The 17,429-nt window shown below is 60.9% G+C and carries 13 protein-coding genes; 6 read left to right on the top strand and 7 right to left on the bottom strand.

Annotated elements, in window-relative coordinates; genetic code table 11:
- Positions 1–6: 6 nt before the first annotated feature.
- A complete protein-coding gene (locus M2368_RS08435) occupies positions 7–681 on the top strand; it encodes a response regulator (RefSeq protein WP_102598037.1) in 675 nt (224 codons plus the stop codon).
- A 49-nt stretch (positions 682–730) separates the two neighbouring features.
- Here the strand turns inward: M2368_RS08435 and M2368_RS08440 are convergent, their stop codons facing one another.
- The 4 genes from M2368_RS08440 to M2368_RS08455 all read right to left on the bottom strand — a co-directional run bounded on the left by M2368_RS08440 (position 731) and on the right by M2368_RS08455 (position 6,331).
- Complete coding sequence (locus tag M2368_RS08440; protein WP_105661923.1) at positions 731–1,591, bottom strand: prephenate dehydratase; 861 nt, start codon at positions 1,589–1,591, stop codon at positions 731–733.
- Positions 1,592–1,716: 125 nt separating this feature from the next.
- A complete protein-coding gene (locus M2368_RS08445) occupies positions 1,717–2,724 on the bottom strand; it encodes an NAD-dependent epimerase/dehydratase family protein (RefSeq protein WP_133832984.1) in 1,008 nt (335 codons plus the stop codon).
- Positions 2,721–5,312, bottom strand: a complete 2,592-nt coding sequence (locus M2368_RS08450; RefSeq protein WP_498724370.1) for an alpha/beta fold hydrolase — start codon at positions 5,310–5,312, stop codon at positions 2,721–2,723. Before M2368_RS08450 ends, M2368_RS08445 begins: the two co-directional genes overlap by 4 nt.
- The gene (locus M2368_RS08455) at positions 5,306–6,331 is read right to left on the bottom strand and encodes a 3-oxoacyl-ACP synthase III (protein WP_013348415.1); all 1,026 of its coding nucleotides are present in this window, start codon (positions 6,329–6,331) and stop codon (positions 5,306–5,308) included. The genes M2368_RS08450 and M2368_RS08455 overlap by 7 nt, the downstream gene beginning before the upstream one ends.
- A gap of 417 nt (positions 6,332–6,748) precedes the next feature.
- On the opposite strand from M2368_RS08455, the gene M2368_RS08460 reads away from it, so the two are divergent.
- Both M2368_RS08460 and M2368_RS08465 read left to right on the top strand, forming a co-directional pair.
- Positions 6,749–8,068: a YjiH family protein gene (locus M2368_RS08460; RefSeq protein ID WP_498724337.1), complete on the top strand. Its 1,320-nt coding sequence runs from the start codon at positions 6,749–6,751 to the stop codon at positions 8,066–8,068.
- A gap of 824 nt (positions 8,069–8,892) precedes the next feature.
- Complete coding sequence (locus tag M2368_RS08465; RefSeq protein WP_332486511.1) at positions 8,893–9,867, top strand: ADP-ribosylglycohydrolase family protein; 975 nt, start codon at positions 8,893–8,895, stop codon at positions 9,865–9,867.
- A 22-nt stretch (positions 9,868–9,889) separates the two neighbouring features.
- Here M2368_RS08465 and M2368_RS08470 read toward each other — a convergent pair whose 3' ends face one another.
- Positions 9,890–10,201: a DUF1883 domain-containing protein gene (locus M2368_RS08470; RefSeq protein ID WP_166650648.1), complete on the bottom strand. Its 312-nt coding sequence runs from the start codon at positions 10,199–10,201 to the stop codon at positions 9,890–9,892.
- A 473-nt stretch (positions 10,202–10,674) separates the two neighbouring features.
- On the opposite strand from M2368_RS08470, the gene M2368_RS08475 reads away from it, so the two are divergent.
- Positions 10,675–11,277 (top strand): hypothetical protein, encoded by a 603-nt coding sequence (locus tag M2368_RS08475; protein WP_133832980.1) that lies wholly within the window; start codon positions 10,675–10,677, stop codon positions 11,275–11,277.
- A 95-nt stretch (positions 11,278–11,372) separates the two neighbouring features.
- Here the strand turns inward: M2368_RS08475 and M2368_RS08480 are convergent, their stop codons facing one another.
- Positions 11,373–12,416 carry an NAD(P)-dependent alcohol dehydrogenase gene (locus M2368_RS08480; RefSeq protein ID WP_332486506.1) on the bottom strand — a complete coding sequence of 348 codons (1,044 nt, stop codon included), beginning with the start codon at positions 12,414–12,416 and terminating at the stop codon, positions 11,373–11,375.
- 558 nt (positions 12,417–12,974) lie between these two features.
- On the opposite strand from M2368_RS08480, the gene M2368_RS08485 reads away from it, so the two are divergent.
- Together M2368_RS08485 and M2368_RS08490 are read left to right on the top strand one after the other, a co-directional pair.
- Positions 12,975–15,206 (top strand): polyribonucleotide nucleotidyltransferase, encoded by a 2,232-nt coding sequence (locus M2368_RS08485; RefSeq protein WP_105658211.1) that lies wholly within the window; start codon positions 12,975–12,977, stop codon positions 15,204–15,206.
- A gap of 620 nt (positions 15,207–15,826) precedes the next feature.
- A complete protein-coding gene (locus M2368_RS08490; RefSeq protein ID WP_332502873.1) occupies positions 15,827–16,708 on the top strand; it encodes a PaaX family transcriptional regulator in 882 nt (293 codons plus the stop codon).
- Here the strand turns inward: M2368_RS08490 and M2368_RS08495 are convergent.
- Positions 16,685–17,428 carry an alpha/beta hydrolase gene (locus M2368_RS08495; protein ID WP_332595228.1) on the bottom strand — a complete coding sequence of 248 codons (744 nt, stop codon included), beginning with the start codon at positions 17,426–17,428 and terminating at the stop codon, positions 16,685–16,687. The two genes, M2368_RS08490 and M2368_RS08495, sit on opposite strands and share 24 nt — an antisense overlap.
- Position 17,429: the final 1 nt, after the last annotated feature.

The raw sequence follows: 17,429 nt of genomic DNA on the forward strand, positions 1-17,429 counted from the left end.
CAAGAAGTGATCAAAGTACTGGTGATCGACGATGACTTCATGGTCGCCAAGGTGCACGCTGGATTCGTCAACAGCGAACCGGGGTTCACCGTGGTCGGCGTGGCGCACTCCGCCGGTGACGCGATCAAGGCCGCCGGCGCGCTCTCGCCGGATCTCATCTTGCTCGATATCCATTTGCCGGACATGAACGGCCTGGACCTCTTGCAGCGCCTGCGCGAAGTCCAGCCGGAGCTCGATGTCCTGGTGATCAGCGCGGCGCGGGAAATGGATACCGTGCGCCGCGCGCTTCGTGGCGGCATCGTCCACTATCTGATGAAGCCCTTCTCGCGGGATGACCTGCGCGAACGGCTGGAGCACTACGCGAAGGCCTACCAGCCGCTGGGCGAAGCAGCGGACCAGGAATTGCAGCAGGCCGATGTGAACATGCTCTTCGGGCTCGGCGGACAAAAGCGCCGGCCTCTTCCCAAAGGCTGCAGCGCCGAAACCATGGAACTGGTTGAGAGCATCGTCAAGGAAGCTGCCGAACCCATATCGGCCACCGAAACCGCGCAGAAGCTGGGCACGTCCCGGGTGAGCGCTCGCCGGTATCTGGAATACCTGGCAGAGGAAAACCTGGCTCAGGTGAACCTGCGCTACGGGGGAGTCGGCAGGCCCGAACGCCGCTACTCATGGAGGGGGTAGTGGCAGCGGATCGTCCAGCCGCCCCCGGACGCAGAAAGCCGGGGCAGGCCTAGACGAAAGCTGCCGAACCCCGTTGGCGATGCTCGCTGGCCGCGTACGTGCCGAGGATCTTGATTTCCCAGGTGAAGAATTCCAGTTCTTCCAACGCCAAGCGCACAGGAAGGTCTTCGGGGTGGCCCTCGATGTCGACCATGAAGGTGGTAGCGGCGAAGGACGAACCGACCATGTAGCTTTCCATGCGGGTGAGATTCACGCCGTTCGTGGCAAATCCGCCTAATGCCTTGTATAGCGCGCTAGGCACGTTGCGCGCCTGGAACACCAAAGTGGTAATCACCGAGTCGGGGAGCTGGGAACGGTGCGGCAGTTCGTGCCTGCGGGCGAGCACTACGAAGCGGGTCGTGTTCGTCTGGTCGTCCTCGACACCGGAAGCCAGCACCTCCAAGCCGTAGAGTTCGGCCGCCATGGGCGGAGCGAGCGAGAGCTTGGCAGGATCGTTCCATTCGCGCACTTCGCGGGCCGAACCTGCAGTATCACCGGCAATCACCGGGGTCAGGCCGTGCTGGCGTATGACCTTGCGGCACTGGCCCAGCGCATGGATGTGGCTGTGCACCTCGGCCGCATCCGCGATGGTGCTGCCAGGCAGTCCGAGAAGGTCGAAGCGGATCCGCAGGTAGTGCTCGCCGACAATGTGCAGTTCCGACTCGGGGAGCAGGACATGGATATCGGCAACGCGACCGGCAATGGAGTTCTCTATCGGAATCATCGCCAGCTCCGCTTCACCGTTTTCCACCATGGCGAACGCGTCCTCGAAGCTGGCACAAGGCACGGCTTCCATGTCCGGGAAACGTTGCATGCAGGCCATATTCGAGTTGGAGCCGGCTTCGCCCTGGTATGAAATCTTCTTGCTCATTGAATCAAGATATCCCAGCGCAATGGCTGGGCAGGAATCCACGAAAGCAGATGACGCCAAGACGCACGGACTGCTGCCAAGGCAACTGCGCGCGCTCCAAAAACGGCGGCTGCCTTCCCGGCCAACTAGTTCTGGTAGTGATCCGCCAGCTTCTCCAGGCCCTCGTCAATGCTTACCGCAGGTTTCCAGTCCAGGACTTCATGGGTTTCGCGCTGGTCGAACCAATGCGCGGTAGACAGCTGCTCGGCCAGGAAACGGGTCATCGGCGGCTCATCATGAACCAAGTTGCGCGAACCGGCTGCCAACCACAACTTCTCGATCACCGAACCGGCCGCACGGGCCAGCCAGCCCGGAACGTTGAGCTTCGGAGCCGGGGCGCCGCCAGCCTTGCAGATGCCGGCGATCAGCTCGCCCACCGGCCGAGGTTCGCCATTGGTGACCACCAGGGCTCGCCCGTGGGCGTGGTCCATGCGTTCCAGACCGCGGACAATCGCCGCAGCGGCATTGTCGATATAGGTGGTGTCGATCAGTGCTGCGCCCTGGTCCAGCAGGGGCAGCCGTCCGGCCTTGGCCCGCTGGATGACGCGTTCCACCAGCTGGGTATCGCCGGGTCCCCACACAACGTGCGGGCGGATGGCGGTGACGCGAAGTGCTGGCGAATCGGCGCCCAGGGCATTGAGCTCGGCCGCTGCCTTGGAGCGTGCATAGAATCCATGCGCCTTGGCCGGATCGGCCTCACCCGCACCGGCGCCCGCCAGCGAATCGCCGAAGTGCGCCACGGAAGGGGAAGAGACGAACACGAAATCCCTGATTCCTGCGCGCTTGGACGCTTCGAGCAGATTGCTGGTTCCCGCGATATTGGTGGCGGCGAAGTCTTCCCATGCACCGGTGAAGGAGACCTTGGCTGCCAGGTGGATGACCGCGTCCATGGACTCCACGGCCGCGGCGACAGCCTGCGGATCCGTGAGCGAGCCGCGGACTTCATCGATGGCTGATGCCGAGCTGCCGCGCTGGAAGGTGCGCACATGGTGGCCCTTGTCGCGCAATAGCTGGGCTACAGCGCCACCCAGCATGCCACTGGCTCCGGTGACCAGAACGCGACGGGCAGCGTCTTCATTTTTCGATGGGCTCACGGATTGCGGATCCTTCCACCTGCGAGGGCCGCGGCAGCCCAGTGGGCGAGCGCGGCCCGGTCAATCTTGGAGTTGTGCCGGATATCGGTGGGCAGGCTTGGGACTACCAGGACCGCTGCCACCTCGGTGCCAGTGGCCGCGACCGCGGCGCGAACCTGGCGGGCCAGATCGCTGGCGGCCGGACCGGATTTGCGGGCCGCGGGCACCGTTTCCATGACGACCACCGCGGCCTGGGTTCCGTCAGGTCCCACGCCGACCAGCGCGGCACGGCCAGCGCCAGCAACCGACTCGACAGCGTGCTCGGCGGCTACCGGGGTAATAGCGCCCTTGGCGGTGCGCAGCACGTGGCCAAGGCGTCCTTCGACCCACAGGCGTCCGGCCTCATCCAGATGCCCGACATCGCCGGTGCGATGCCAGCCGGGGATGGAGACGCTGAGCTGTTCGGTGATCCACAGCCGGTCGTAGCGGTCCTTGACGTGCGGGGCGCGGACCAGGATTTCGCCGGTGGCATTCGGGGTGTATTCCGGCTTGTCTCCGGCCACGCCCAGGGCGTCAATCGGCGCGATGGCAACGGTGGCTCCGGCGACTGCGGTGCCCACGCACACGCCATTGCCCGCTCCGGCAGCGCGGATGCCGGCCAAGTCGATATCGGTGACTGGCAAGGCCTCGGTCATGCCGTACGGGGTGTGGACCCGGGCATTGGGAACCAGATCCTGCACCTTGGCCAGCAGATGCTCGGGAATCGGGGCGCCGGCGGACAGCATCAGCGAGACGCCTTCCAAGGTTTCCCGCTGAGCCTGGTTCAGCGCATCCTGGGTTTCCAGGACATTAGCCAGCGCGGCGGGGGAGGCAAAGACGGTGGTTGCATCCACCGCGAGGGCGGCGTCTGCCAACGCAGCGGCAGTCAAGGTCCGCGGTGCGGTGACGTCCATGTCCGGGGTGACCGAGGTGGCACCCAAAGCAGGGCCCAGCAGCGCGAACGGCGCGAAGCCTGCCACCAGCGCAGAGCCGGCCTTGAGGTTGTAGGTTTCACGCAGGGTATCGCGCATGGCGGCCAGTTCGCGATGCGTGTACACCACTCCCTTGGCCGGACCGGTGGAGCCGGAGGTGAACAGGACCGCCGCATCGGCATCCGGATCGGATGGCTCGAAAACCCGGGACCCGGAAGCGGCCTGGCTGCCGGCTTCATAGAGCTCGGGCAGGGTATGGGCTACCCCCAGCAGCTTGCGCTTCGCAGCAGGCAGGTCTCCAGCGGCAATCCTGGTTCCCGGCCAGCCGAACAGCCGCGCACCGGTGAGCGCACGGTCGATGCCAATCAGGTAGCTCGGGCCAGCACCCTTGATGGCTCGTCCCATGCCCTTGGTGCCAAGGCCGGCATCGGCCACCACAATGACCGCACCCAGGCGCAGGCAGGCGTAGATCAGGGTGGTCAGTTCAATTCCCGGTGGAACCAGCAGGTTCACCCGGTCGCCGGCCTCCACTCCGATCTGCCGCAATCCTGCGGCCAGGGCATTCACGCGCTGCCCCAGTTCGGCCCAGGACAGCGATCGCGCAGGATTGATGTCCACGACCGCGGCCGATTGGTCCTCGGTGCGCGAATCGAGTTCGGCAAGCATCGGACGGTATTCGCCCAGGGATTGGGCACGCGAGGTGTTCTTGGAACTCTTCTCGCCGGCAAGCCACTGGAAGATCGGGGTGGCAATATCGTTGTCTTCGCCCACCAAATGGCTGGAGCCTTCAAAGCGGTGTACCTGGGCGTGGGGCAGTCGCGACATCAGATCGCGCAGGTAGCGGTCGGAGAAGACCGGGTCCTTGGGTCCCCAGAGCATCAGGGCCGGGACCTTCAAGGAGCGCACTGCTTCCGAGATCTCGTCCAAGGCCGGACGGCTTGGGTGATCCTGGGAGAACGGGATATCGGCGACAAAGTTGGCTACGCCCTCGCGCTTTTCAGCGTTGGTGTACGGGGCCATGAAGGCCTTGCGGATATCCGGGGCCAAGGCCGGCTGCGCCAGCGCGTGGGTTACCTGCAAGAAGGCAGGGGAAGTCTTGGTGCCCCAACCGTGCACCGCGGGGTGGGACGCGAGTTTCAGCGCGGAGGGAAGCTCGAAGCCTGCAGGGTGGATTGCGGTGTTGGTCAACACCACGTTCTCCAGCTGGTCCGGGTGGGAGACGGCCCAGCCCAGGGAGATGATGCCGCCCCAGTCATGGCCTACGGTGGTGATTTTGCCGGTTAGCCCCAGTGCGCCAGTCAGATCGCCGAGATCGTTGACGCGGTCGGCCAGGCGGCGGAACTTGCCGCTGCGCTCGGAGAAGCCCATGTCCAGCTGGTCCACTGCCACCACTCGCCACAGCAGCCCGTGCTCGGACACATGGTTCAGCAGGCTGCGCCAGAGGTAGGACCAGGTGGGGTTGCCGTGCACGCAGAGCAAGGTGCCGGCCGGCTCAATTCCGCGTTGCTTCAGTTCTTCGTTGTTATCCAGGACGTGCCACCGGTGCCTAGTGCCCGGGGAGTCCACCTGCGACGTGGACGGTACTTCCAGATACTTCGAATAAATGGCATCTACACCGGGGAAAAGCTCGGTCACCAGGCAATCTCCATCATCGCGGTGTTCAGGCCGGAACCGACGCCCATGCACAGCACCCGGTCGCCCTTCTTCAGCGAGTCGGCTTCTTGGGACAGGGTCATGGGCAGGGAAGCCGGTCCGACATTGCCCCACTTGGAGAAAGTGATTGGCACGCGGTCCTTGACCAGGCCGACGGCCTTGATAATGGCATTGGTGTAGGACTTGGAAACCTGATGGGTCACGTAGCGGTCCATGGACTTCCAATTCCAACCGGATTGATGGGCTTCATCCCAGGCATCCACGACCAGTTCGAGGCCGTTATCCAGCAAGCCCTTCGTGTCCGTGTACATGCCCGAGGGTCCGCCGACACACAGCTCGTGGTGCTCGGTGCCGGCACGCGATACGCCGCCGACGATGCGGTGCGCTTCCGGGTGCGCATCCGCTGGGCCAATGACCGCAGCGGCGGCGCCGGAACCCAAGGTCAGCGTGGCGAATTCACGCATGTAGTCATCGCGCGTGGAAGTTTCGGCGTTCAGCCGCTGGAAAGTGGTTTCCTGGGTTGGCTTGGCATCTTCGCCGGCAACAATCAGGGCGTACTTGATCTGGCCGGAGTCGATCATGTTCGCTGCCAGGCTCATGCCGTTGACGAAGCCGAGGCAGGCGTTGGCCACGTCGAAATTCATGGCGGAGGATGGCAAGCCCAAGCCGTTGTGCACCTTGGAAGCCACCGACGGCTCCAAGTTGCGGCGGGTGACCGAAGTGTTGATCAGCAGGCCGATTTCGCTGGCATCGACACCGGCCTGGGCCAGCGCCTTCTTGCCGGCAAGAATTGCAGCGTCGTCGAATTCAACGCCATCGGACCACCAGCGGCGTTCCTTGACCCCGGAAACTCGTTCCAGAAGCTTCTTGGACAGGCGAAGGCGTTTCAGGCTAGGAGCAAGTCGCTCGTCGAATTCTGCAGAGCTCACCACCTCGGGTGCGAGGACGCTGTTCACTGATAAAAGCGCAACGTTGTGGTGCTTAAAGGTGGCATTGCCGTTCAAAATGGTGCCTTCGTTTCTGCTGGACAATCTATGTGCTGCGTGCTGCATTGAAACGTCGTGGCCGATGGGTGTGCGCCATCGGTTGCGTATGTGTTCTCCCTAGGTTATTCCCTGCATGACGCCAAGACCTATTTGAGCGCATTTTTTCAGCCGAAAGCTGGAATCAGTGCCTATGCAGACTATATCGATCCTACAGACTAGTCCTATGAGAATCATGGCAAGTGGGGGCGATCGTTCTGTGGGCCTGCTTCCATCTGCGCAGCCACAGGAAGCGCGCAGAAGCGCTCATCTGCGCGAAGTCTGAAACTCCGGACAATAAAAGCGATCCCCGTCACATTGCTGGGCCAGAGTCGCGTTGTATGGATATCGCATCAAATCACGCTAATGCCCTCGCCCTCATCGACAAGGCGGTATCCTATGACAACTTCAAGCGTTGAAGCACAAAGCACTCTTCCGGTCGTTCTGCGATTCGTGATCTATAGCCTTATCGGTATTTTGTTCTTCTTCCTCCCCATCACCATCAACGGCAAGAGCACCATCCCGTTGGATCACTTGGTGACGTGGATTCAAACTGCCGCGGCACCGGTCGTTCCGTACATTATCTTGCTGATGCTCGTCTGCGGGACAGTTATTCCCTTCGTCACCGGAGGATGGAAGGCATCCAAGGTACGTGGCATATTCGCATTCCTGAACATCTTCGGGCTGGCTGTCGGCTGTTCGCTGCTCTTCAACTTTGCCCCGGCGTGGCTCAGCGATCCGGACATGGGTCCTTTTCTGCTGGACAAATTGGTCATTCCCGTTGGCTTGATCGTTCCAGTAGGTGCCATCTTCTTGGCCTTGCTAGTTGGCTACGGGCTGATGGAGTTCCTTGGTGTCTTCTGCCAACCGGTCATGCGTCCAATTTGGCGCACCCCGGGACGTTCGGCCGTGGATGCCGTGGCTTCCTTCGTGGGAAGCTACTCGCTGGGTCTGCTGATCACCGACCGCATGTACCGTGGCGGCCGCTACACGGGTCGCGAAGCTGCCATCATCGCTACCGGTTTTTCCACGGTGTCAGCCAGCTTCATGGTTATTGTTGCCAAGGCGCTGGACCTGATGGACCACTGGAGCCTGTACTTCTGGCTGTCGCTGGTAGTCACCTTTGCGGTGACCGCCATTTCGGTGCGCATTCCGCCTTTGAGCCGGATTCCAGACACGACGTACCTGGGCATGGAACATGACAAGGAAAAACTGGTCACGGGCAATTGTGCACGCGTTGCCTGGAGCGAAGCCATGGGAGCCTCGCGGCGAGCGCCATCGCTGCTCAAGAATGTCGGCGCCAACGTATGGGATGGGCTGAAAATGGCCATGGCAATTTTGCCGTCCATTCTCTCTGTCGGATTGCTCGGACTGGTGGTTGCCCGCTTCACTCCAGTTTTCGACTGGCTAGGATACCTGTTTGTCCCATTTGCCTGGATCGTCGGGCTGGATGACCCGTTGCTGGCTGGCAAGGCTTCGGCTACCGGCATTGCTGAAATGTTCCTTCCAGCAACCCTCATTGCGGGACACGAATCCATCGAGCTGCGCATGGTGATCGCCATCGTTTGCGTCTCTGCAATCATCTTCTTTTCAGCATTGGTGCCATGCGTCCTGGCGACGCAGATTCCGCTGAACATCCCGCAGATGGTAGCTATCTGGTTCGTGCGCGTTGTCCTGACCATCCTCATCGCGACACCAATCGTGCGCATGCTGCTATAGGTCGGCTGCGCTGGCGCACGGCAGCTTGCGAAACCAATGGGTTGAACCGAGTGATGCTTTCCGATTCGACGCGACCACGCCATGTCGCGGCACTGTTGCAGCTTTGCGATTCCTGAATGCCGTTGCAAGGCGGAGACGATCCGTCGTTGAATGGTCGAACCGATACGACGGAAAGCAGGTTCCAATGAATCACTTACACGAATCAGGTGCTCCGATGCAGGGTGATCCGAGTATTCCCGACCAGCCAGAACCGCCAGCGCAACCGCCGACACCAGATGCTCCGCCAAGCCCGGCGCAGCCGGACGTACCACCAAGCCCTTCGCATCCGGATGGGCCGATCCCGCCCCCGGGCCCGCAGGATCCCACTGAGCCGGCGCCGGGGCACCCAACTGACCCCACGACTCCGCCACCGCCTGCATTCGCCTAGGCGCAACGACCGAGGCTGGCGACATCCAATGCCCTGCAGGAACCTGGTTCCTGCAGGGCATTGGCCATAACTGCAAGAAGTTGGGTCAAACGCCTATCGAGATCAAGGAGATCTGCCTCCGCTCGGCGATGCCCGTGAGCGCTTGCAGCAAGCCGGGACAGCGACGAAGCCAACCGGGTGAGCTATTTACCGAAGTCGGGATCGCAGGTAGAAGCGGAACGGTTATCGTGACCGCATCAATGTCCTCGTTCGCTATTCCGGTCGACGACGCAAGGACGCAAATCAACCGTGGGAACGCTATCGGGGCCGCTCAGGTAGCTCTACTGTCGCCGCGCATCGGTACAGTGGATCCAAGCAGTATTACTCTGCATTGGCGACCACCCTGTGAAAGGCGCAAATGGCACATTCAGTACAGGTGAAAGATCGAATTCGTGGAGTCCTGACCGGGATGGCTGCCGGAGATGCCCTGGGCGCGGGCTACGAATTCAACGCACCGTTGCCCGAATCCGCCAAAATCTCGATGATTGGTGGCGGGTTGGGCGATTTTGCGCCCGGGGAGTGGACCGACGACACCTCAATGGCCATAGTCATTGCCCAGGGCCTGCTGGATTCCAACGGCAAGCTTGATGGTGACGCGAGCAACTACATGGTTCGGGAATGGGCCAAATGGGCCACGAACGCACCGGACGTCGGCAACCAGACGCGGGCTGTCCTTGCCCACGCCCAGCATGTTGCGTCTGCTGACGGAAGAGCCGAGCCGACCGCTGATGATGCGCTAGCTGGTTCTGAACAGATTCACCGGAGAACTGGCCGCTCCGGCGGGAACGGCAGTCTCATGCGCACAGCGCCCGTGGCGCTGGCTTATCTGTCTGAACCGCCTGCTGCCGCATTCGAAGCTGCGGCAGCTATCAGCAAGCTGACCCATTTTGATGATGAAGCCGCTGAGGCCTGCGGGCTTTGGACAGTAGCCATTCACCACGCTGTGCTCACCGGCGAACTAGATATTCGCAGTGGTCTTGCGATGCTTGAACCAGAACGCGCACAAGCATGGGAGCAGCGCATCCACCAGGCCGAAAACCATCGACCTCGGGACTTCACAAATAACGGTTGGGTCGTTGAAGCATTCCAAGGTGCTTGGAGCGCGATCGCCACCGCCGAACCGGAAGACGGGAACGCTCGCTTGGTTCCGGTGCTGGAAGCGGCTGTTCGCGGAGGCGTGGATACCGACACCGTGGCAGCCATCGCCGGATCGCTCATTGGCGCAGCTTCAGGGTTCTCGAGTGTTCCGGCGCAGTGGGTGGATATGGTCCACGGTTGGCCCGGAATGAGGATGCAACAGCTTGTCGATATTTCGAGTGAGCTCGCGGGCTAAGTTCTCCTGCGGGATCTTGCTTCTAGTCCCGGGCTGGTCGTCGAGCTTCCAGCTTCTGTGGCAGCACGATGCTGACTTCGTGGCGCACCCCACGCGCACCGAGGCCAGTCAGATCAATCGCTAGAAACCAGGGTCCGGAATGGGGCACCTTGATTCGGTATGGAGCACGGCGTGCCAGTCCACCGTATGCTTCGAATTCTTCTCCGTCTTGGAATGCCGCGAAATTTTCCGGATCCATCAACCGCAGATGAGCCGGTCCACTGAGAGTCACTACCAAGATGCTTCCCCGCTCAATGAAATCCCAATAATGTTCAGCAAAATTAGGCTCCGCCAATGCCAGCCTCCTCGATCCCAGGTGATCCGCCGAGCAGCGGATCCAGACCCATTAACTCAAATTCAGGCCAGTGTCGCCAACGCACCCAAGGCAAGAGCACTGTACCGGTTCGGGCATTTGCAACGGCAAAGCTGCAGGAGTCTGGAGAACGGGGTCTTCTGGTCTTTGGGGTGCGTCGCGTTGCCACCTCAACCGATGCCAGATCCGCGATCGCAAGAGGGCTAGTGGCAATTACCATTCGAGCTGCCGGCAGGTGGCATGAGCCGATCGCTGCATTGGACGAGCCGGAAGCCATCGGCTATTGGGTCCCGGATACCGGGGCAAGGAAGCAATATGACGACTCGAACGATTCGATCTCAACCGGATTGACGTGCTAGGCGGCAATTAATCCGCTGCTCGCGATAGCGTACCTAAGTGGGATGAAGTAACGCACAACTTGGGTCATGGCGGCCCAGAGCAATGAGGCAAAGTTCATGGATTTACTGACGGGCATTGGCCTGGAACAACTGCGAATGTGGATTTGGATTCTGGTGATTGGTTTTGCCGTGGCGGCGGGGCTATGGCGGAGGCACCAGCTAGTGGCGGTCGCCCTGGCCTCGGTGCTCTTATTCGCCGCTGCCAGCGCCGGTGCCGGGATCTATATCCTGAAGCGGCCAGGTGATCCGCGATGGACCATGGGCGAGCCTCCGGTGAATGCCCCTGATCTTTCCGGAATACCAGTTGTGGGCAAGCAACTGGCTCCCGTGGAATCTGCATTGGAATCGATTGCCGGGGGAGTGAATTCCTTCTGGGAATTCAATCAGGCCCTGCCGGTGGCCCTCGACTTCTTTGAACGCAGCGGCTGGGCCCTGCTCGCGGCCATTCCGCTGATCATCGCCATGATGATCAAGACTTTCAGGGCTGCCAGCCGCCGCAGGCAGGAACTGAAGAACCTCAGTGGTGCCGTGGCGCAACTCCAATCCGAGCTTGCCGCGATCAAGGGGAATTTGTCTGAGCAGGGCACTGCGGCCGAGGCTCCAGAACAGGGCAGCCAACGGGAGAACGCAGGCACTCGTAGATCGCGCCGGGGCGAATGAACGTTAATTAGCCAGACGCGAAACGGCGCCGGATCTGTCCTGCACTGCTGGACAAGACCGGCGCCGTTCTCTGCGACCCGAGTGAGCTGGGGTAACTAGGCCAACGTCGCGGTATCGATTACGAAGCGGTAGCGGACATCGGATGCCAGCACGCGCTCGTAAGCCTCATTGATCTGCGTGGCACCGATGACCTCGATCTCTGCGCCAATGCCATGCTGGGCACAGAAATCCAGCATCTCCTGGGTTTCCTCGATGCCGCCGATCTGCGAACCTGCGAAGGAACGGCGTCCCCCGATCAGTGCGAAGGCATTGACAGGCAACGGTTCTGCCGGAGCACCAACGTTGACCATGGTGCCGTTCACGCGCAGCAGTCCGAGGTAGGCACTGACGTCGATGGAAGCGCTGACGGTGTTGATGATCAGGTCGAACTTCTTCTGCAGATCCTTGAAGGTGTTCTCATCGCTGGTGGCCCGGTAGTCGGTTGCGCCCAGCTTCAGTCCATCATCCTTCTTCTTCAGCGACTGCGACAGAACGGTGACCTCAGCGCCCATGGCACTGGCGATCTTGACCGCCATGTGGCCCAGGCCGCCGAGTCCCACGACGGCAATCTTCTTGCCCGGCCCTGCACCCCAGTGCCTCAGCGGGGAGAAGGTGGTGATGCCGGCGCAAAGCAGGGGCGCAGCAACATCCAGATCGATGCCTTCAGGAATGTTCAGGGCGAAGTTCTCGGTAACCACGACATGCGTGGCGTAGCCACCTTGGGTCATGCTGCCATCACGGTCAAGAGCACCGTAGGTACCAACACTCTGCTCGCAGAATTGCTGGTCTCCGGCAAGGCAGTTCTCGCATTCCATGCAGGAATTGACCATGCAGCCCACGCCAACGCGGTCGCCCACCTTGTGCTTGGTTACCTCTGGCCCGACTTCGGCAACGATGCCGGCAATTTCGTGGCCCGGCACTAGCGGGTAGGTCTGGTTTCCCCATTCTCCGCGCACCGTGTGGATGTCGGAGTGGCAGATGCCGGAGAACTTGATATCAATCAAGACATCGTGCGGACCTACTGCACGACGTTCAATCTGCGTCGGAATGAGTCCATCAGTCGCAGAGTGCGCTGCGTATGCATTGACCATAGTTGCCATCAGGTTTTTCCTTTGTCTTGCGGGTTGCGACTGGAAATGTTCTGGACTGCGGCGATTGCCGCGGTCCGTCAGGGCAAAGCCCATGGAGAACAACAATCGACAGGCTATGAATAATCCCGGCTGGAGAAATTTTCCTTCTGCAGGTTTCCCTGCCTAAATGAGGATCAACGCGCACCGTGCTGGTTGCGCCCGGGGATCGCCAGGGCAGCAGCGCCGCATGATCTTCGCTGGTTGCCCAGGCTGCAAGGCCGCTCTCAAACGATGAATGGCAGCGACGCAAGTGGCTGGCACGCGCCTATCGCCCAAGAACTGCGTCTTTTGCCAATTCCCGGTAGGCTAGTACCTGGGTCTGCATGTTCTATGCGGGCCCCAAAAGAAAATAACTCCCAGGGCTGACTGACCGTTGGTCCCGACCGCCAGTTTCGCGGTCCTCGGTAGTGACTTTCGCTAGGGCAAATATGCGCCCCAGCGCGGGTCTCGATCGAAGACCAGATCTGGGTAGGGCCACACGGTTCGCTCATCCACCACGTGGGAGCGATCGAAAGGAGCACCCCCTTAATGGAGGGTCCAGAAATCCAATTCGCCGAAGCACAGATCGACAACGGTCGCTACGGCACCCGCACCATTCGCTTCGAAACCGGCCGCATTGCCAAGCAGGCTGCAGGTTCGGCAATGGTCTACATCGATGACGAGACCGCACTGCTCTCGGCAACTACCGCTGGCAAGCACCCACGCGAAGGCTTCGACTTCTTCCCACTGACCGTGGACGTTGAAGAGCGCATGTACGCAGCCGGCCGCATCCCAGGCAGCTTCTTCCGCCGCGAAGGCCGCCCATCGACCGAAGCCATCCTGGCTTGCCGCCTGATGGACCGCCCACTGCGCCCAGCCTTCGTCAAGGGCCTGCGCAACGAGGTCCAGGTTGTCGTCACCGTGCTGTCCATCGAGCCAGATGAGCTGTACGACGTCGTAGCGATCAACGCTTCGTCGATGTCCACCCAGCTTTCGGGTCTGCCATTCTCCGGCCCAATCGGCGGCGTTCGCGTTGCACTGGTTGATGACGGAAACGGCGCACAGTGGGTTGCCTTCCCACGCCACTCCGAGCTGAAGAACGCTGTCTTCAACATGGTTGTTGCCGGCCGTATCGCTGGCGACGACGTTGCCATCATGATGGTGGAAGCTGAAGCTACCGACAACGCTTGGGAACTGATCAAGGAACGCGGCGTCCAGGCTCCAACCGAAGAGGTTGTCGCTGAGGGCCTTGAGGCTGCGAAGCCATTCATCAAGGTCCTGTGCGAGGCCCAGGCCGACCTGGCTGCTCGCGCTGCCAAGGAAACCGTTGAATTCCCGGTCTTCCGCGATTACGAAGAAGATGCCTTCGCCGCTGTCGAGGCTGCTGCTTCGATCCGCTTGACGGAGATCTACACCATCGCTGACAAGCAGGAGCGCGACAACGCTGCCAGCGCATACAAGGAAGAGATCGTTGCATCGCTGGCTGGCGAAGGCAACGCTTTCGCAGGCCGCGAGGGTGAAATCTCCAAGGCATTCGGCGCTGTTACCAAGCACATCGTGCGCCAGCGCATCCTGACCGACCAGATCCGCATCGACGGCCGCGGCCTTGCTGACATCCGCCAGCTCTCCGCCGAGGTCGAGGTTCTGCCTCGCGTTCACGGTTCGGCAATCTTCGAGCGTGGCGAAACCCAGATCATGGGCGTCACCACCTTGAACATGCTGAAGATGGAACAGCAGATCGACTCGCTGTCGCCGGTGAAGACCAAGCGCTACATGCACAACTACAACTTCCCTCCATACTCGACCGGTGAAACCGGCCGTGTTGGTTCGCCTAAGCGCCGCGAAATCGGCCATGGCGCACTGGCTGAGCGCGCACTGGTTCCAGTGCTGCCTAGCCGCGAGGAATTCCCATACGCAATCCGCCAGGTCTCCGAGGCATTGGGCTCCAACGGCTCGACCTCCATGGGCTCGGTTTGCGCATCGACCCTGTCGCTGCTGAACGCTGGCGTGCCACTGAAGGCTGCCGTTGCAGGCATCGCCATGGGCCTGGTTTCGGACACCGTAGACGGCGAAACCCGTTACGCTGCCCTGACCGATATCCTCGGTGCCGAAGATGCCATGGGCGACATGGACTTCAAGGTTGCAGGTACCTCCGAGTTCGTTACCGCGATCCAGCTGGACACCAAGCTGGATGGTATTCCGGCATCGGTTCTGGCCGCCGCGCTGACCCAGGCTCGCGAAGCACGCCTGCACATCCTGAACGTTCTGAACCAGGCTATCGACGCTCCGGATGAACTGAACGTCAACGCTCCACGAATCATCTCCGTGAAGATTCCAGTGGACAAGATCGGCGAGGTCATCGGCCCTAAGGGCAAGATGATCAACCAGATCCAGGAAGACACCGGCGCTGACATCTCGATCGAAGATGACGGCACCGTGCTGATCGGCGCAACCAACGGCGAGTCCGCTGAAGCTGCCCGCTCGGCCATCAACGCTATTGCCAACCCTCAGGTTCCTGAGGTCGGCGAGCGTTACCTGGGTACCGTCGTGAAGCTGACCACCTTCGGTGCGTTCGTTTCGCTGACCCCGGGCAAGGACGGCCTGCTGCACATCTCCGAGCTGCGCAAGATCAACGATGGCAAGCGTGTCGAGGACGTCGAAGACGTCGTCGGCGTTGGCCAGAAGCTGCAGGTGGAGATCACCAAGATTGATGACCGCGGCAAGCTGTCGCTGGCTCCAGTCGTCGAGGAAGAAGCTGAAGAAGCAGTTGCTGCTGAGTAGTCTTTAGATTCTTGCTGAAAACCCCGATTCGCTTGGCGAATCGGGGTTTTTGCTTATTCTTGCCCGGGAGCAGGTTCCTGCCAAAGTCTTTGGCGGTCCTGGTTGGAGGCATGACCTGATGACGCAGCCAATTGAACTCTCATAGATCTTCTCCAAGTTCCAAAGCGGGTGCCGCTTGGCGGAGAGAACCTATCGCGGGGGCTCACGCTTCCAATTCAAGAAGCATCTGCAGTGCCTCGCGAGAAATTGTGCGCAAGGCATTTCCACTGCGCCGCGCTGCCCTTTCGGACGACCTCAGTGGAGTTTCTCAGGCGCTAGCTGCCAGCCTGATGCCCAGTACCTTGCGGGCCGCAGCTAGCGCCGGACAACACGTGCTGTACCCCATTGCCGCTTTCCAGCCACGTTGGCTTTGGGCGGAGGCAAGCACTGACCTTAACCAGATAAAACCATCTGGGTCAGATGGACTGCGGAGAGTTGAACCAGCGGTCCTAGTGTCCAGAGTGTACTCGTCCCGGTTCGCTCAGGCGCAGAGCCGCAGGCGGGAAGGCGCTGATACCCCTGATTCGATCGCTGGCCACCTAGGATAGGAACGAGGAATAGAAAAAGTAGCCGTAGCGCAAATGAAGGACGTTGAACCAGTGGATATCGGGGGAACGAAACTGCAGCACCAGAATCTGCTGGTGACGCTGTACGGCCTGTATGGCGAACCGGCCAATGGCTCTTTCCCTGTTTCTATCATCGTCGAGATGTTCGATGCCTTGGGAATCAAGTCGCAAGCAATCCGCTCCACCATTTCACGGTTGAAAAGCCGCGGCGTGCTCATTAACGAACGCGCAGGGAACGAATCCCAGTACCAGCTCTCCGCCGAGGTTATGGACAGCTTCCGGAAGGACGACCAACGGATCTTTGCTCCTTCGCGTTCAACCTCCGGGGACTCCTTGGTGCTGGCTATTTTTTCCGTACCCGAGAGCGAGCGGAATCGCCGGTACGAACTGCGCACCGAGCTGGCTAGCTTAGGGTTCGGGATGGTCTCCGGAGGAGTGGCTGTGGGGCCGCATCTGGCATTCGAGCAGGCTAAGGTCCGCTTGGATGCGCGAGGATTGTCCAAGTACGTCGAGTTCTTCAAGGCTGACTACATGTCCCCTGCCGATATCCGGGACAAGGTTGCCCAATGGTGGGATCTTGAAGCACTGGACCAGCAGTACACCGACTTCCTCCAGTTGTATGTCGGACGCTTAGGAACGTGGCAGCAACGGCTAGCTGATCCCGTCGAGTCAGCCGAGCAGCGCTCGGAACTGGAGCGGGCGGCTTTCGCCTTCTATATTCCGATGCTTACGCGCTGGCGGCGTTTCCCTTATCGGGATCCGAATTTGCCCTTCGAATACCTGCCTGATGGGTGGAAAGCTCCGCAGGCCAAGAAGACCTTCCTGGCGTTGCACGCGCTGTTGTCCCCGCATGCGGAGCTATACGCGAGTCGGCTACTCGGCTCGCGCGTCGACTAGTACCTGCCGCATCCAGGTCTGCACGGCCTGCCAATGATGCTGCTGCGGGTCGATGATTTCAAAGTGGTCCAGCGACCGGTGGATCATTTGTTCCGGCAGAACGTGTCCGGCCAGGGAATCCAGGTATTCCCGCGTGTGCTCCAGCGGTACCCGGTCGTCGTTGAACCCGTGGACCAAGAGCGTTGGCACCGAAGGCGGTGGGGCCTGGATTGGCGAAGCATCGTGGTAGATTACCGGAATCCCGGCCGGAGAATCGCCGAAATATTCCATTGCTGCACCATCGCCGAGGGATTCTGCATGCACCTTGGAAGCATCGGTGACTGGAGCGAGGCCTACCACGGCATCGGCGAAATTGGAGTTCAGCAGCGCCAATTGACCGCCGACCGAATGTCCGATAAGAATAGCTGCCTCGGATTGGCCCTGGTATCGCAACGTGCTGCGCACGAGCTGGATTGCCGCGGCCACATCGAAAGATGGGGTGGGCCACGGGTGGTCCGGACCGCGCCGGTATTCCACGTTGGCCACGCTCCAGCCAGAGCGCAGCAAATCGTCAGCCATCGGTTGCATCACGCTGGCGGTGATCCGCTGGCGCCAGTAGCCGCCGTGGACCAGGACCGCAGTGCCCAGGGAAGGCTGTTTGAACGGGTGCGCCAGGATGAAATGCTGGTCGGGATGATCCCCGTACTTGAGCAACTCGGACTCTCGCGTATTTTGCGGCACT

Source organism: Arthrobacter sp. JUb119 (assembly GCF_024807995.1).
GTDB lineage: Bacteria > Actinomycetota > Actinomycetes > Actinomycetales > Micrococcaceae > Glutamicibacter.

Coding starts and splice junctions, on each gene's coding strand:
- M2368_RS08440 (WP_105661923.1), bottom strand. CDS start 1,591: ATGAGCAAGAAGATTTCATACCAGGGCGAAGCCGGCTCCAACTCGAAT.
- M2368_RS08460 (WP_498724337.1), top strand. CDS start 6,749: ATGACAACTTCAAGCGTTGAAGCACAAAGCACTCTTCCGGTCGTTCTG.
- M2368_RS08465 (WP_332486511.1), top strand. CDS start 8,893: ATGGCACATTCAGTACAGGTGAAAGATCGAATTCGTGGAGTCCTGACC.
- M2368_RS08475 (WP_133832980.1), top strand. CDS start 10,675: ATGGATTTACTGACGGGCATTGGCCTGGAACAACTGCGAATGTGGATT.
- M2368_RS08480 (WP_332486506.1), bottom strand. CDS start 12,416: ATGGCAACTATGGTCAATGCATACGCAGCGCACTCTGCGACTGATGGA.
- M2368_RS08485 (WP_105658211.1), top strand. CDS start 12,975: ATGGAGGGTCCAGAAATCCAATTCGCCGAAGCACAGATCGACAACGGT.
- M2368_RS08490 (WP_332502873.1), top strand. CDS start 15,827: ATGAAGGACGTTGAACCAGTGGATATCGGGGGAACGAAACTGCAGCAC.